This is a genomic window from Pseudomonas sp. Z8(2022) (assembly GCF_025837155.1).
Classification (GTDB): Bacteria; Pseudomonadota; Gammaproteobacteria; order Pseudomonadales; family Pseudomonadaceae; genus Aquipseudomonas.
On sequence record NZ_CP107549.1, the window covers coordinates 2,228,440 to 2,241,111 of the forward strand.

17 protein-coding genes are annotated in these 12,672 nt (G+C 57.6%); 12 read left to right on the plus strand and 5 right to left on the minus strand.

Annotation, left to right across the window (positions count from 1 at the left end):
• Positions 1 to 298: 298 nt before the first annotated feature.
• Positions 299 to 553, plus strand: a complete 255-nt coding sequence (locus OEG79_RS10585) for a hypothetical protein (protein WP_264145000.1) — start codon at positions 299 to 301, stop codon at positions 551 to 553.
• A 269-nt stretch (positions 554 to 822) separates the two neighbouring features.
• Here OEG79_RS10585 and OEG79_RS10590 read toward each other — a convergent pair whose 3' ends face one another.
• A complete protein-coding gene (locus tag OEG79_RS10590; RefSeq protein ID WP_264144991.1) occupies positions 823 to 1,023 on the minus strand; it encodes a hypothetical protein in 201 nt (66 codons plus the stop codon).
• A 110-nt stretch (positions 1,024 to 1,133) separates the two neighbouring features.
• Here OEG79_RS10590 and OEG79_RS10595 point away from each other — a divergent pair, with 110 nt between their 5' ends.
• The 8 genes from OEG79_RS10595 to OEG79_RS10630 all read left to right on the plus strand — a co-directional run bounded on the left by OEG79_RS10595 (position 1,134) and on the right by OEG79_RS10630 (position 6,238).
• Positions 1,134 to 2,171 (plus strand): phage/plasmid replication protein, II/X family, encoded by a 1,038-nt coding sequence (locus OEG79_RS10595; protein WP_264144992.1) that lies wholly within the window; start codon positions 1,134 to 1,136, stop codon positions 2,169 to 2,171.
• Between the two features lie 8 nt (positions 2,172 to 2,179).
• Positions 2,180 to 2,404: a hypothetical protein gene (locus tag OEG79_RS10600; RefSeq protein ID WP_264144993.1), complete on the plus strand. Its 225-nt coding sequence runs from the start codon at positions 2,180 to 2,182 to the stop codon at positions 2,402 to 2,404.
• 65 nt (positions 2,405 to 2,469) lie between these two features.
• Positions 2,470 to 2,772: a hypothetical protein gene (locus OEG79_RS10605; RefSeq protein WP_264144994.1), complete on the plus strand. Its 303-nt coding sequence runs from the start codon at positions 2,470 to 2,472 to the stop codon at positions 2,770 to 2,772.
• A 101-nt stretch (positions 2,773 to 2,873) separates the two neighbouring features.
• A complete protein-coding gene (locus OEG79_RS10610) occupies positions 2,874 to 3,074 on the plus strand; it encodes a hypothetical protein (RefSeq protein WP_264144995.1) in 201 nt (66 codons plus the stop codon).
• Positions 3,075 to 3,090: 16 nt separating this feature from the next.
• Entirely contained in the window at positions 3,091 to 3,291 is a 201-nt protein-coding gene (locus OEG79_RS10615; RefSeq protein WP_264144996.1) for a major capsid protein, read from the plus strand.
• Between the two features lie 538 nt (positions 3,292 to 3,829).
• The gene (locus OEG79_RS10620) at positions 3,830 to 4,738 is read left to right on the plus strand and encodes a virulence factor TspB C-terminal domain-related protein (RefSeq protein WP_264144997.1); all 909 of its coding nucleotides are present in this window, start codon (positions 3,830 to 3,832) and stop codon (positions 4,736 to 4,738) included.
• Between the two features lies 1 nt (position 4,739).
• A complete protein-coding gene (locus OEG79_RS10625) occupies positions 4,740 to 5,042 on the plus strand; it encodes a DUF2523 domain-containing protein (protein ID WP_264144998.1) in 303 nt (100 codons plus the stop codon).
• A gap of 8 nt (positions 5,043 to 5,050) precedes the next feature.
• A complete protein-coding gene (locus OEG79_RS10630; protein ID WP_264144999.1) occupies positions 5,051 to 6,238 on the plus strand; it encodes a zonular occludens toxin domain-containing protein in 1,188 nt (395 codons plus the stop codon).
• A gap of 199 nt (positions 6,239 to 6,437) precedes the next feature.
• Here the strand turns inward: OEG79_RS10630 and OEG79_RS10635 are convergent, their stop codons facing one another.
• On the minus strand, positions 6,438 to 7,349 hold the full coding sequence (locus OEG79_RS10635) for a bifunctional GNAT family N-acetyltransferase/nucleoside diphosphate kinase regulator (protein WP_264145001.1): 912 nt from the start codon (positions 7,347 to 7,349) through the stop codon (positions 6,438 to 6,440).
• Between the two features lie 284 nt (positions 7,350 to 7,633).
• Here OEG79_RS10635 and OEG79_RS10640 point away from each other — a divergent pair, with 284 nt between their 5' ends.
• A complete protein-coding gene (locus tag OEG79_RS10640) occupies positions 7,634 to 8,806 on the plus strand; it encodes a ferritin-like domain-containing protein (RefSeq protein WP_264145002.1) in 1,173 nt (390 codons plus the stop codon).
• Positions 8,807 to 8,816: 10 nt separating this feature from the next.
• Positions 8,817 to 9,536: a ferritin-like domain-containing protein gene (locus OEG79_RS10645; protein ID WP_264145003.1), complete on the plus strand. Its 720-nt coding sequence runs from the start codon at positions 8,817 to 8,819 to the stop codon at positions 9,534 to 9,536.
• Positions 9,537 to 9,579: 43 nt separating this feature from the next.
• On the opposite strand, the gene OEG79_RS10650 is transcribed toward OEG79_RS10645, so the two are convergent.
• Positions 9,580 to 9,843: a DUF2061 domain-containing protein gene (locus OEG79_RS10650; RefSeq protein ID WP_264148707.1), complete on the minus strand. Its 264-nt coding sequence runs from the start codon at positions 9,841 to 9,843 to the stop codon at positions 9,580 to 9,582.
• 38 nt (positions 9,844 to 9,881) lie between these two features.
• Positions 9,882 to 10,391, minus strand: coding sequence for a ferritin-like domain-containing protein (locus OEG79_RS10655; protein WP_264145004.1), 510 nt, complete (start codon positions 10,389 to 10,391; stop codon positions 9,882 to 9,884).
• A 282-nt stretch (positions 10,392 to 10,673) separates the two neighbouring features.
• On the opposite strand from OEG79_RS10655, the gene OEG79_RS10660 reads away from it, so the two are divergent.
• Positions 10,674 to 12,155 (plus strand): FAD-dependent oxidoreductase, encoded by a 1,482-nt coding sequence (locus OEG79_RS10660; protein ID WP_264145005.1) that lies wholly within the window; start codon positions 10,674 to 10,676, stop codon positions 12,153 to 12,155.
• Positions 12,156 to 12,176: 21 nt separating this feature from the next.
• Here the strand turns inward: OEG79_RS10660 and OEG79_RS10665 are convergent, their stop codons facing one another.
• Positions 12,177 to 12,605 carry a PA2169 family four-helix-bundle protein gene (locus OEG79_RS10665; RefSeq protein ID WP_264145006.1) on the minus strand — a complete coding sequence of 143 codons (429 nt, stop codon included), beginning with the start codon at positions 12,603 to 12,605 and terminating at the stop codon, positions 12,177 to 12,179.
• Positions 12,606 to 12,672: the final 67 nt, after the last annotated feature.

Consider the following 12,672-nt stretch of genomic DNA (forward strand, 5'->3'; position numbering starts at 1 on the left):
TCGATCACTTGGTTGTCGCTGGAATCATCATCCTCGCCACAGGCGTCTTCGTCCTAGGCTTCGCATAATGTGGTTTCGGGTTATGTTGAGCCGGTGCCGTGGGACTATCCCCGGCCACGGCATGCCCGCCAGGGCAAGGCGTAACATCACCCGGTATTATGCGAAGCGGTACCGTTTTGCTCGTCCAGGTCATCGAGGATCTGGCGAAAATGGTACCGAAATCTTTTGAGGTCTTGCGTTGATTTGGTACCATTTCCCCGATCGAGGATCTAACCTGGTTAAACGGAAAGGTACCAAAATGCTTATAAAATTCGACGCTGATCAAGACATGGTTGACCGCCTCAAGCTGCATACTGGCGAGCGCGTGGCCAGCAAGGCTTACAAGTTTGCTGCTGAGGACGTTCCCGATATGGCCGCTGAAATCCGCGACCTGCGCCGTATAGTCGAGGATCGTAACCTTGAGATTCGTCGTCTCAAGGTAGTGATTGAACAGGCCCGTTCTGCTGCCGCTTTGCTGCTCGAAAAGACTGGCCAGACCGACGCATTTAGCTGACTGGTCAAGTGCCGCGCCCCCGGCTCGTCGTGACAAGCTTCACCGTCGCGGCGAACGGAGGCACGGGCGAAGCGCACACTTGAACACCCCTCGACCCTCGTACTCTCCGCCTGGGGTGCAGGGAGAGCTTTACCCCCTGCATCCCTGGCCTCGCCGAGAGTCCCCGAAGGGCCCCCGGAGGGTGCTTTAGCGCCTTCTCGGGCTGCGCCGAGGTGGCGGCAAAGTCGGGTATAGGTGATACCCGACTTTTCTCCCATTTTGGGAATTCCTCAGTCCTTCCCTAGTACCTTCTCGCGGTACTCCAGCACGTCCTTGGTTGTCAGGTCTTTCAGGTGCTTCCAAAGCACAGCGTTGACTAAATCGGCCTCTGCCACGTCTTCGCGGGTCTCCACGATCATGTTGATTCGGCGCTCTTTGATCACGTCGACGAATTCGTCTCTGACGCGGTAGGGCTTGGTCACGTTGCTCATTTCCTGTCGTGCCTCTGGTGGTGGTTATCTTGTCACGTGTTGCTCTGTAACGCGTAACAGCGTATAAGTTCCCTGAACCTGTAACGCGTTACGCTGAAACGGATAGCCGGATGATCGATTGGATAGCCGCCATCATTGAGCTTCACCACGCGCCCTTGCGGAGCGGTGAGGTTATTTGCGTCGAGGCTGACGGCTCTGTGGCCTGGTCTACTCCTCGCAAAATGCTGGTTCGCGGTTCCCATGAATCAACGATCCATGTCCGCAGCATAGGCGGCGACGGCAAGGGTAATGCCACCCACCTGTATCTCGATGGCAATCCTTCCAAGTGGCTCCAGGGCCATAACCTCGTCGGCTCTGATGATCTGCTTGCCCTGGTCTTCGATGCTTTTACTCGCCTGGTTGCTGTTCTTGGTTTGACTCCGAATGATTTTGAAGTTCGAAAGGTGAGGGTAGGGGAGTATCGAATAACTCGGGTTGACTATAACCGTATGTTCGAACTTCCAAGCCGCGCAGATGTTCGCGCCTGGCTCCGCGCCGGTGAATTCAAGTGTAAGTCACGCCATGGGCGTCCTGTTGCGAACAGGGGCACACTTACTTTCGGTAAGGGTTCGTCGCACTGGTCTGTCGTTTGTTATTGCAAAGCTGATGAAATTAACGCGGGCGGCTCTCACCGACTTCCAGAGGAACTGCATCAGTTCACTGAAATTTATGACTGGCTCGACAATAAGCTTCGTGTCGAGCTTCGTTTACGCAGCAAGAAGCTTAAAGCGCTTGGCTTTGAAACGGCCAAAACACTTACCCCGGCGGCTTTATGGGCTCTGTACCGCCAGTTTATAGGGGAACTTGATATGTCAGAGCAAATTGAACTCAATTCTGAGCAACTCCTTGAGCTTCCTACTAAGGTGCGAGGTACTTATGCCCTTTGGAAACAAGGTCATGACTTGCGGGAAATGATGCCCAACGGTACATATTACCGTCACCGTGATGTTCTCATGGGTTTCGGTATTGATATCAATATTCGCTGTGATCGTCGCGACGACAGTAACGTTATTCCGATGATCCGCGTTATTGAAGCCGCCCCCGCCAAAATTCCTTCGTTCTTTTTTGAGAAGGGTCTTGTCCATCATTCAACTCGGCGGGTTGGTTAATGAAAAGCATGTTTGATACTTACTTTGGCGGCGCAGTTTCTTCTAGGGCTAAGATGCAAGAAAAGATTCGTCAGATGAAAACAGACGGCAGCGTCATTGAGGAAACGGCTAAGGCTGTCGAATCTCGCACGGCTGCTGAACTTGTTGACGCTCAAGTTTCAATTAACAAAGAGCGCCAATGGAAAATCATTCAAAACACAAAGTCCGCTCCCTACTGTGGTGAGCGTTATTAATCTGCCCGGTTGGGCATTAACTAAGCTGGCATAAGTTCCAGCGCCGCAACTCAAGAGGCTACACAATGGAAATTACTGTTCTCGTAACTGCAAGCTGCACTTACCGCTCCGGCACTTCTGGCAAGGGTAATCCTTACACTATGGCTGAGGCGTTCGCTGTTCTCCCTGGTGTCGATTTTCCGCAAAAGTTCTCCTACTACTGCCAGGATGTTCGTGAGGTTCTTCCGCAAGGTGAATATCTCGCGCCGTTGACTGGTGAAGTAAAAGACGGTCGTCTCGTCTTCAACGTCGATCCCCGCCAGGCTCGCCGCAAGGCCGCTCCTGAAAAGCCTGCTGCAGCTCAACAGCAGCAATCAAAAACGGCCTAAGGGGAGACCGCCGCCATGCTTCGTTACCTCTCGATGTTCGCTATAGGCCTCTGCACTGGCTACGTGTGGGCGTTCGCTGACTTCGCTCTGGCGGCCACCTTTTGAACGCGATTACCTGCGATGGCACTTGGTCAACTTCCGGCGGCACTCCCGTGTGCACCGGAACTTTGCAAAGTGTCTCGCTCAACGAACTTAACCAGCCCTGGTTAAGCGCCGAAGAATATGAGCAACTGCGCGGCGACGCAATTCAGTTGTTCATGATCGTCTTTGGCTTTCTTGTGCTCAAAAAGGCACTTTCTTAGCAATGGAGTAATACAAATGAAAGCATTCAATGTCGTGCGTAAGTACGGTCGTCAAGCTGCTGTTGCTGCGACTTCTCTTCTGGCTGTTCCGGCCTTCGCCGCTGTCGATACCACCGAGCTCGATGGTGCAAAAACTGACGCTATGGCTGTCTGCGCTATCGTTTTCGGCATTCTCGTGGCTATTGCCGCGTACAAGTACGTCCGTCGCGCCCTGTAATCGGGCTGGCGTCAATAAAGCCCGGTACTCGTTATCGGGCTTTTTTTTGAGGGGTAGGGCATGGACGGTAATTTTATAGTCTTCGTTATTGTCCTGATTTGTTTTTGGACAATCTTTTTCGGGCGGGTTTGATATGCGTATATGTATAATCCTTGCTCTGTCTCTTTTGTTTTCAACTGCAAGTTATGCCGAGAGGTATTATTGGCGCGTAGCATTTCCCGAACCCTCCGCCACACAATATCCGTCTGCTGCTGCTGCATGTGCTGCTAACCATCAGTATTACGCGTCCGTTCATGGTGGCTCATATGCAGCGATTGAGCATGAAATAATTAAGAATTCGGAAACTGTTTGGACGTGTGAGACCTACGGGCTTAATAGGAACCCTTATAGCGGTCAGTTGGAGAGATATGGCAAGTGGAGCAACGCTGCTCAGCGATATGGTGATGGGTGCGAGGGGTTGGACTATGACCCGTTAACTGGCGGCTGTAAGGCTCCCTCGCAGTGCGAATCCAAGGCTGGCCAGAGCACCACTTGGTCAATGCTGCGCCCCGACCTTAACGGCCTTGGTCCTATCGAATATGGCTGTGAGGCTGGCTGCCGTATCGCTCTTGGTACGTCTGAATGCGCCCCGGTATCGGAAGGTGCTGAAACCGGCGTTTGCTGGGGCGTTGGCAGTTATACCGGCGCCGAATGTGAGCCCGGCGATAACCCTACCGGTGGCACGCCGCCGACCGATCCAACCGACCCAACTGACCCGACCGACCCGCCGCCAGATTGCGGCGACGATCATGTCTGGTCGGGCACTACCTGCGTGCCGAAGCCGCCGGAAGACTGCGACCCAAGCACCGGCGAAGTCTGCCCACCTGATGATGGAGACGGCGATGGCGACGGCGATGGTGACGGCGATGGCGACGGTGACGGTGATGGCGATGGCGATGGCGACGGCGATGGTGAATGTGATCCTGCTACCGATCCGGCTCAATGCGCTGGTAATGGCGGTGGCGACTGCGACCCTCTAACTGATCCTGATCAATGCAAGGGTAACGACGACGGCAAGCCATCCGTCCAGGGCGAAGGGTGCGACGCCGAACTCAAGTGTTCGGGCGACGTTATTCAATGCGCCATTCTGCGCAAACAAAAAGAGCAAGTTTGTTCCTGGGACTATGACAAGGCCAAGGATCAAATTGAACAGGCCGTTAATTCTCCTGAGTACGAACTTAATACTGAGACCATCAACCTGGGCAACTCATTCTCGGAGGGCGCTAACGGCTCGCGTTGGCTTAGTTCCGGTTGTCCTTCGCCTCGTTCTTTCTCTGTAATTGGTCGTTCTTATTCGCTGTCTTGGGAGCCTGTCTGTGACTTCGCGTCTTCGCTGTCGTACGTGATTGTTGCTATGGCTGGCTTGTTCTTCGCTGTTTATGTTGGTCGCGGTTTAGGAGGTCAGTGATATGCCTTTTGTTGCTATTTTCAGCTTTCTATCAACTATTGCCGGGCCGTTGGTTCGGCGCATTCTGACCGCCCTGGGCATCGGCATGCTGACGTTTGCCGGTTTTCAGGTTTCGGTTAATGCTGCGAAAACATATGTACAAAACAACTTTTCCGGGTTGCCGTCTGACGTTGTTCAGATTCTCGGCCTGCTCAAGTTCGATATTGCCGTGAATATCGTGTTTGCCGCTGTTATTACTCGCGCTGTAATCGCTGGTATGGACAAAGTAACGGGCGGCATTAGCAAGCTCGGTCCGGTCAAGTGAGGTGATGTATGTTTGTTCTTCGCACAGGCCTCCAGGGCAACGGCAAGACACTGAACACCATCAAGGAAGTCGACTTGAAAGCCGCCAAGGAAGGGCGTCAGGTCTACTATCACAACATTCGCGGTTTCAACCCTGGTGCGGAAGTGCTCCAGGCCGCCTGGGAAGAGTTCGACGATCCGTTGAAGTGGCACCTGCTGCCGCAGAACGCCATGATCGTCATCGACGAAGCTCAGACCTTTTTTCGTGTCCGCAAGGCTGGTTCTGCCGTTCCTGACTACGCCAGTGCTCTGGAAACGATGCGTCATCGTGGGCATGAGCTGCACTGCATCACGCAGAATCCCGGCCTGCTCGACAGTCACTTCCGCAAGCTCTGCAACTCGCATATCCACTACGTCCGCGGCCACAAGGGGAAGGTCGTCAAGCGCTGGGAGTTTGAGCGGGTCAATCCAGAGGTTGAGAAGCGGAACAACTTCACCGATGGCCAAGCCACCCGCATTCTGCTCGATAAGAAGTATTTCGGCGTGTACCAGTCCGTTGCCGAAGGTTCAGAGCATCACATGAAGTTCAAGCCGCCTCGGGCGCTGTTCGTCCTGGGCGCTGCGCTGCTGGTTGTCGCTGTCCTGGGCTACCGTGTTTATCAGAGCCGCATTGCCACTCCTGACGACGCAGGGGCGCCTGTAGCAGAGCAGGGCGCAGGTTCGTTCATTCCGTCTCTACCTGCACCTGTTGCCGATGGTTCATTGCAGCCTCTGACCGTTGAGGAATACGTCGATCTGCGCGTGCCCAGGCTGCCGGATGTTCCCAGCTCTGCGCCGATCTATGACGAACTCACGCGGCCTGTCACGTATCCGAAGCTCTCGTGCGTCAACTCCAGCAACTCCGAGATGGTCGCGAGGAACCATAAGCGCATGGTCATGGGCTACCGTGACGGCAAGGTCTACGGGTGTCGCTGCAACACGCAGCAAGGCACGCGTTACGACGTGTCGTTTGAGGCGTGCATGGCGTACGTGGAGAACGGTGCATTCGATCATGCGAAACCCGACCGGGATCAGTTGCAGGCCGTCGCAGGGACCGGGACGGGCGACGCAGGAGCCGGCACGGGCACAGCGATGGCCGGCTATCATTCCCGACCAGTTGAGCCTGTGAGAGTGACCGTGATTCCCGATAGCAGCCGTCAACCCCGAAAGACTCTGTGAGGCCATTTCCATGTTTGAACTCGATCACTTGGTTGTCGCTGGAATCATCATCCTCGCCACAGGCGTCTTCGTCCTAGGCTTCGCATAATGTATATTATGTTAAATTCCATGTTGCTATGCAGATGCACTTCCTCGCCCGGTTCGCATCAGGCACGGGCTCTCTTTCTTTGGAGAACTCGTGCCTGACTTTCAACCATGATTACAGATGGAAATCGCCCGCCGCTTCCGGCTGGTAAAGCACTTTCCTGATCTCGATTCGGCGGGTTCTATCGGATATTCGCCAGTCGATGGCGTCTCCCTCCTGGTAGCCGAGGATGGCGGCGCCGATCTCGGAACACACCGAATGCTTGCCGGCACTGCTGTCCGCGTCTTCTGGGTAAACCAGAGCCACTTCGATCTCTTCGTCGTCCAGTTGCAGCAAGGTCCTGGAGTTCATCGTGACGACATTGCGCGCTACCTGCTGCGGTTTGACGACGATGGCCCGTTCAAGCTCATGTTCGAGTTCAACGATGGCCGGCCCTTGCTCGCACGCGATCAGGTTCTCGAGCCTGGCCTTGTCGATCTCCGTGACGTAGATCCCCGTGGAGTCAGCAATGGTGCCTTCGCGCAAACGCTGCAGATAGCGCCCCTGCGTTATGGAAAAGGACTTCAGGGTCGGTGTTTCGTTCTCAAGCTGAAAGCCGCTACTCAGGAAGGCGTTCAACGAGCGCGTGTTATCCGGATGAATCTTGGCGATGAGTTTCTCGGCCCGCATGTCGAGGAACGCCAGTTTCATGCCTTCGCGGATCGTTCGGGCACCAAGCTTTCGGCCCCACTTGCTGCTGTCGCCGATGACCAGAACTATCTCGCAATTCGAGCCGGTCTTGATCAGACGGACAAAACCTACCGGCGAGTCATGCCGGTCATAGGCCATGAAGAACCGGCCGCCCTGGTTGAACAGATGGGTCAGGATCGGCAGCTGCGTCCGATCGATGGCTTGCTCGATGGAACGGGAAACATGACGCGAGTCGCTCAGATAGCAGGTGACGCGCTCATCCTCCAACCAGTCCATCAGCGTCAGTGCATGTGCCCGAGTGATTTCAGGGCACAGCGAAATGAAAGGCTTGTTCATCTTCACCACACTCATATGTAAAGGATGAAAGCCCTTCATGGCGTGGCCATGACGGTTCTTTCGGCAACCGGCTACTTTAATCGATAACGCGGGAAATACCGAACAAACCGCGCACTTTCACTCGGTCAGGGACTCACCACTGCGCTCCCCTCCTCGCCGCACACGTTCTATCAAGGCACTCAGCCATCGCGATTGCCGCTCATCGCCTGACTGCAACATCGTGTCTGCACCTCCACTCAAGACGGAGAGGCTCTACTGCCCGCAACTGTTCCGGAGGAACACCGATGGAAACCCTGACAAGCCTGTTCGATACCAAGGGCTGCCCCTTGGAAAAACAAAAATTCACCTGGCGCGAAATGGCAGGGAAACCCATCAGCAAGCTCGATGACGATGCCTTTACCCGAGTGCGCATCATCCTGATGAACGGCATCGAAACCGACGCATTGCGCCTGAAGAACATTGGTGCGCGCTTCAACGGGCACCTGCGTCAGGCACTGGCCGAGGTGAGGCGCGCCGAGCAGCACCAGGCCACCATGGTCAACTGGCTGCTCTCGGCCGACCACTCGCCATTGGAAATCACCGTGGCCTATGAACAGGTGGCAATCGAAGTGACTGCCGCCGTGGCGCAGAACGAGCCTGATCCCTATCAGGCGCAGACCTATCGTTTCGGACTGCTCGAAGACTTCGACCACCTCTATCGCTATTCGGCGATGCTCGATCGTCTCGAAGGCAAGGACGCGAACAATATCCTCCAAGGCTACACCGACATCATCCCGAGCCGGCCGACCACCGTGCACCACCGGGCCCCCGAGGACGATCTGCGCGACTCCTACCAACGCGACAGCGCGGCGCTGATCACCAAGATTCACGCAGCGATGATCACCGCAGCCGAATACCAGACGCATGATTATTACATGAACATCGGCCCGACCTTTGCCGATCCCCTCGCCCGTCAGCTTTACGCCGAAATCGCCTCAGTCGAGGAACAGCACGTGACCCAGTACGGCTCGCTGCAGGATCCCGATGAGAGTTTTCTGGAGAAATGGCTGATCCATGAGGCAATGGAGGTCTACGCCTACCACAGCTGCATGGAGCAGGAGGAAAACCCGCGCATCAAGGCGATCTGGGAGCGCTTCCTCGATTACGAACAAGGCCATCTGCATCTGGTCAGCGAGCTGTTCAAGAAGTACGAGCGGCGTGATCCGGCGGAGATCCTTGGCGGCTCGGTGCCCAGATTGATCCAGTTCAAGAGCCAGCGCGAGTTCGTGCGCAAGACGCTGGCCGAGGAAATGGATCTGCGGACCAAGGGTCACGACTACGTCGACAAGAAGCACGAGGGCCACGCCAGCCGCGATTACCGCAACCACATGAATTCCGAAGGTGTTCCCGCCGAAGCGGTGTCCGCCGGATACCAATGGGCGCCGGGTACCGAACTCAGCCTGAAGAAAATCTCCTGAGGATCAAGTCATGCAGAACGCTACCAAGATGGGACTCAACTACACCGGCGTGCAGATGTCGCCAATCGACAGTGAGGCCATGCTCAAGGCCAGTCAGGAAGTGCCGCCAGATGTACCGGGCGACGAGCGCAAGCTGGCAGTGGTGCGTGGTGAGGAAGTGGCCCGGGCTGACAATGTCGGTTCGGTGCCGCTACCAGGCTCGGTCAAGGGCATGGTGAAGACGGCGCTGAACAAGCTCACCGGCGTCAGCCCGGAAATGCTCATCGACAAGCTGGGCGAGCGCCTGGCCTTCGAGCGCGCCGGCGTGCGCCTGTACGAGGCGCTGTTGGCCAAGGCGTCGGTGGTCGAGGTGGTCGACAAGACTCAGCTGGAGACCTTGCAGCGCTTTCGCGCCGAGGAAGCCGAGCATTTACAGCTGGTAGTGGCCGCGATGGAGAAGCTGGGTGCCGACCCAACGGCGATGACGCCCTGCGCAGACGTCGTGGGCGTGACCGGGATGGGTGTGTTGCAGACCATCACTGATCCGCGAACCAACCTGGCACAGTCGCTCAATGCCCTGCTTACCGCTGAACTCACCGATAACGCGGGCTGGGAGCTGCTGATCGAGCTGGCCGACACCTGTGGCCAAACCGAGATTGCGGAGAGTTTCTACAAGGCGCTGAACCAAGAGCAGGTGCATCTGGAAACCATACGAAGCTGGCTCAAAGATGAGGTCGTAAGACAGGTGTAGGCCTTCACGTGGAGGGGCATGCCGCCCCTCCACGCCTCATCGATCAGGGGCTTTCACTGCCACGCAACACGCGCCGCAATCCGTCCAGTATGCGGCCATGGTTGCTCTCTCCCGGCCCTTTCTCATCTGCGGCGTCCTTTTTCTCGATGCGCTTCCAGAACTTCTCGTGGAAGTAATACGCGACCGTGTTGCACGCCGGCTCCAGCAGCGCAATCAGGCCACCGGTGAGAATGTCTCCGGTCAGCGCGAAGGCGATACTGAAGGCGATGGAAAAGTGCAGGATGGCGAAAGTGAAGGTCTTCAGCATGGAAGGCCCCAGCACCGGTTTGCCGGTGCCGGGCTCGCTCAACGCTTGGCTTCCTGGTCAGGCGCGGCACTGCGCTGGAGGAACGCGGCGGTGATCTGTGGCAGGTGCTCACGCAGCCAGTCCGCCATCGCCACCTCCTGTTTCAGGATCTGCTCGCAGGCTGTCTGGGTCTGGGCGTCGCCAGCCTCTTTGGCGGCTGCAATCAGCACGGTGTAGGCCGCGATTTCCATGTTCTCGAACACGTAGCCGCTCATGGCACCTTTGACCACCTCATCGCTGACGGTCATGCCGGCAACGGCCTGGCCGAAGGCCATGACCTTGGCGGATAGATCCTTGAACGTCGACGGGCTGCTGCCCAGGCGCTGCAGGCAGGACTCCAGCAATTCACGCTGGCCGCGGGTCTCGTCGATGTGCTGGACGATACGTGCCTTGAGATCGGGGTAATGCTCCAGACGCTCGGACTGGGCGGTAAGCATCTTCTCCGCTTGTTGCTCCATGGCATGGGCGTCGCGTAGCCAATCCAGCAGGTTGTCGGTTGCAGTGGACATTGGGTCATCTCCTGTTGGTCTGATCGGGCCGCCCTCCTCTCGCACCTTCTGAAAACTGGCGGAGGGAGAAAGACGGTCATGGACGAAGCATCTGGAAAGGGCTGTCGCGATTGCGTTGGCCCTCCTTATTGATGAGTCCGCCCCGGCTGCGCCAGTTCAGGTTATTTGCCGGGGTGTTTGACGAGTGGCGTGGGCTTTTACCAATGGGCCGAAAGGTTGAACCGTGCGGTGAGGCGGGTTTTCTACACGGGAACCTGTCTCTGTAGAAACGAGGAAAAGTCCATGAGCGCGCTCTCTGCCAAACCCGGCTGCTGCTGGCCCGCTTCCGCTCCGGAAATCAACTTCCCAACCCTCTCCGGCCATAGCGAATGTGACGTAGCCGTAGTCGGCGCCGGCATTGCCGGACTCAGCACGGCGCTGGCATTGTGTGAGGCCGGCAAATCGGTGGTGGTACTCGAAGCGAGGAAGGTCGGCCTCCAGGTGACTGGCCTGTCCACCGCCAAGGTCACCACCCAGCACGCGCTCATTTATCGCGACCTGGTCGCCAAGGCTGGTCGCGCTATCGCACAGTCCTACGCGGATGCCAATCAACAGGCGCTGCAGCGCATCGCCGACTGGGTCGAGCAGTACGCGATCGACTGTGATTTCCAGCGTCGCTCGGCCTATGTCTACTCCCTCAGCGATAAGCAGGATGCCGCCCTCTCGGACGAAGCCGAGGCAGCGCGTTCGCTGGGCCTGGAGGCGCAGATTCTGGCGCGTGCGCCGCTACCGTTTGCTACGTCCAGCGCGCTGGAGTTTCCGCAGCAGGCCCAGTTCAATCCGGCCCATTATCTGCTGGGCCTTGCGCAGGCGGTGCAGGCCAGGGGCGGGAGTGTTTTCGAGGGTGTCCGAGCGACCGGCTTCGAACACCATGAGCGCTGGCAGATCGGCTTCGAGGGCGGCGTGCTCAGCGCAGACACGCTGGTCATCGCCACTCATATGCCGGTGAAGACTCCGGTGGACTATGTCAGCCCGACACAGCCGCGTTGCCATGTCGCCATTGCCTTTCGACCGCGTGCGGGCGAGGAGCTGGACGGAATGTTCATTGCGGCTGACGAGCCCACGCACTCCATCCGCATGGCGCAGGACGACGACGGGCCACTGATCCTGGTGCTAGGCCCGCGTTTCAATACGGGTCAGGAAGCTGACGTTGCGCAGCGTTTCGTCGAATTGGACAGGTGGGCACGTCAGCACCTACCGGTCGCTGAGGCCGTCTGGCGCTGGTGCAACGAGGATTACGACACCCCTGACCGCATGGCCTACGTCGGTGAACCGGATCCGGAGAAGGCTCCCGGCCTGTACGTTGCCACCGGGTTTAGCGCGTGGGGCATCACCAATGGCACCGCCTCCGGCATCGGCCTGGCGCAGCAGATCAACACCGGCCGCTGGCCCTGGGGCAAATTGTTCAATCCCAGGCGTGATGCGGGGCAAGACCTCAATCAGGGCAGCGACAGCCATACGCTGATCGATGATGTGCAGGCGCTGAAGCCCGGCCAGGGTGGAGTCGTCATGCGTGGCGATGAAAAGCTGGCGGTTTGGCGCGATGATGACGGTGCATTGCACGCCCTGACGGCGGAATGCACGCACATGGGCTGCCCGGTGACCTGGAACAATGCCGATCGCACCTGGGACTGTCCCTGTCACGGCTCGATCTTCGAGGCAGACGGCCAGGTCAGGCACGGCCCTGCCTGCGAGCCTTTGACCAAGCGCCAACTACAGGACTGAAGCGGGGGTCGTGAGCCGTGGTTACAGCTGTGCGCGAATGCGTGCTTCGAACTCGATGCTGCAGTTGTTGTGCTCCTGCAACTGCTGACGAAACTGCGGTGACAACTGCTCGGCCAGTGCCTGCTCGAAGCTGTGGCGCATCTGCCTTTCTGCGCGTAGTGCCGCACGCAGGCGGGCCCGCTCAGACATCCGCGAGGCGATCCAGCTGTTCCAGGCGTGACGAAGCATGCCGGGCATACTTGGACGCTCGACGGGTCGACCGCCATAGGTGAGTATCTGGGTGTGCAGACAGTCCATCAGCGCCGAGCACTGCTGCTCGCGCTCGCTGAATAGCTGTTTCTGCTCGGGGTTATCAGTAGCGCCTGCCAGGCGTCGATAGCTCAGGCTGGCGTCGTGACTGGCCATCAGGAGGTGATTGAGCCGGGTGATTGTCTTGTCCAGGGTCGGCATGCGTCGCGTCTCCCCCTTCGCTCGCTGGCTCGTGTGGAAACAAGCAACCGGTGGCGCGTTGCCCGCG

Excerpts from the sequence above, each read along its gene's own strand:
- OEG79_RS10640 (WP_264145002.1), top strand. The coding sequence starts at position 7,634 with ATGGAAACCCTGACAAGCCTGTTCGATACCAAGGGCTGCCCCTTGGAA.
- OEG79_RS10600 (WP_264144993.1), top strand. The coding sequence starts at position 2,180 with ATGTTTGATACTTACTTTGGCGGCGCAGTTTCTTCTAGGGCTAAGATG.
- OEG79_RS10605 (WP_264144994.1), top strand. The coding sequence starts at position 2,470 with ATGGAAATTACTGTTCTCGTAACTGCAAGCTGCACTTACCGCTCCGGC.
- OEG79_RS10650 (WP_264148707.1), bottom strand. The coding sequence starts at position 9,843 with ATGCTGAAGACCTTCACTTTCGCCATCCTGCACTTTTCCATCGCCTTC.
- OEG79_RS10660 (WP_264145005.1), top strand. The coding sequence starts at position 10,674 with ATGAGCGCGCTCTCTGCCAAACCCGGCTGCTGCTGGCCCGCTTCCGCT.
- OEG79_RS10615 (WP_264144996.1), top strand. The coding sequence starts at position 3,091 with ATGAAAGCATTCAATGTCGTGCGTAAGTACGGTCGTCAAGCTGCTGTT.
- OEG79_RS10590 (WP_264144991.1), bottom strand. The coding sequence starts at position 1,023 with ATGAGCAACGTGACCAAGCCCTACCGCGTCAGAGACGAATTCGTCGAC.
- OEG79_RS10665 (WP_264145006.1), bottom strand. The coding sequence starts at position 12,605 with ATGCCGACCCTGGACAAGACAATCACCCGGCTCAATCACCTCCTGATG.
- OEG79_RS10620 (WP_264144997.1), top strand. The coding sequence starts at position 3,830 with ATGCTGCGCCCCGACCTTAACGGCCTTGGTCCTATCGAATATGGCTGT.
- OEG79_RS10645 (WP_264145003.1), top strand. The coding sequence starts at position 8,817 with ATGCAGAACGCTACCAAGATGGGACTCAACTACACCGGCGTGCAGATG.
- OEG79_RS10635 (WP_264145001.1), bottom strand. The coding sequence starts at position 7,349 with ATGAACAAGCCTTTCATTTCGCTGTGCCCTGAAATCACTCGGGCACAT.
- OEG79_RS10585 (WP_264145000.1), top strand. The coding sequence starts at position 299 with ATGCTTATAAAATTCGACGCTGATCAAGACATGGTTGACCGCCTCAAG.
- OEG79_RS10625 (WP_264144998.1), top strand. The coding sequence starts at position 4,740 with ATGCCTTTTGTTGCTATTTTCAGCTTTCTATCAACTATTGCCGGGCCG.
- OEG79_RS10655 (WP_264145004.1), bottom strand. The coding sequence starts at position 10,391 with ATGTCCACTGCAACCGACAACCTGCTGGATTGGCTACGCGACGCCCAT.
- OEG79_RS10595 (WP_264144992.1), top strand. The coding sequence starts at position 1,134 with ATGATCGATTGGATAGCCGCCATCATTGAGCTTCACCACGCGCCCTTG.
- OEG79_RS10630 (WP_264144999.1), top strand. The coding sequence starts at position 5,051 with ATGTTTGTTCTTCGCACAGGCCTCCAGGGCAACGGCAAGACACTGAAC.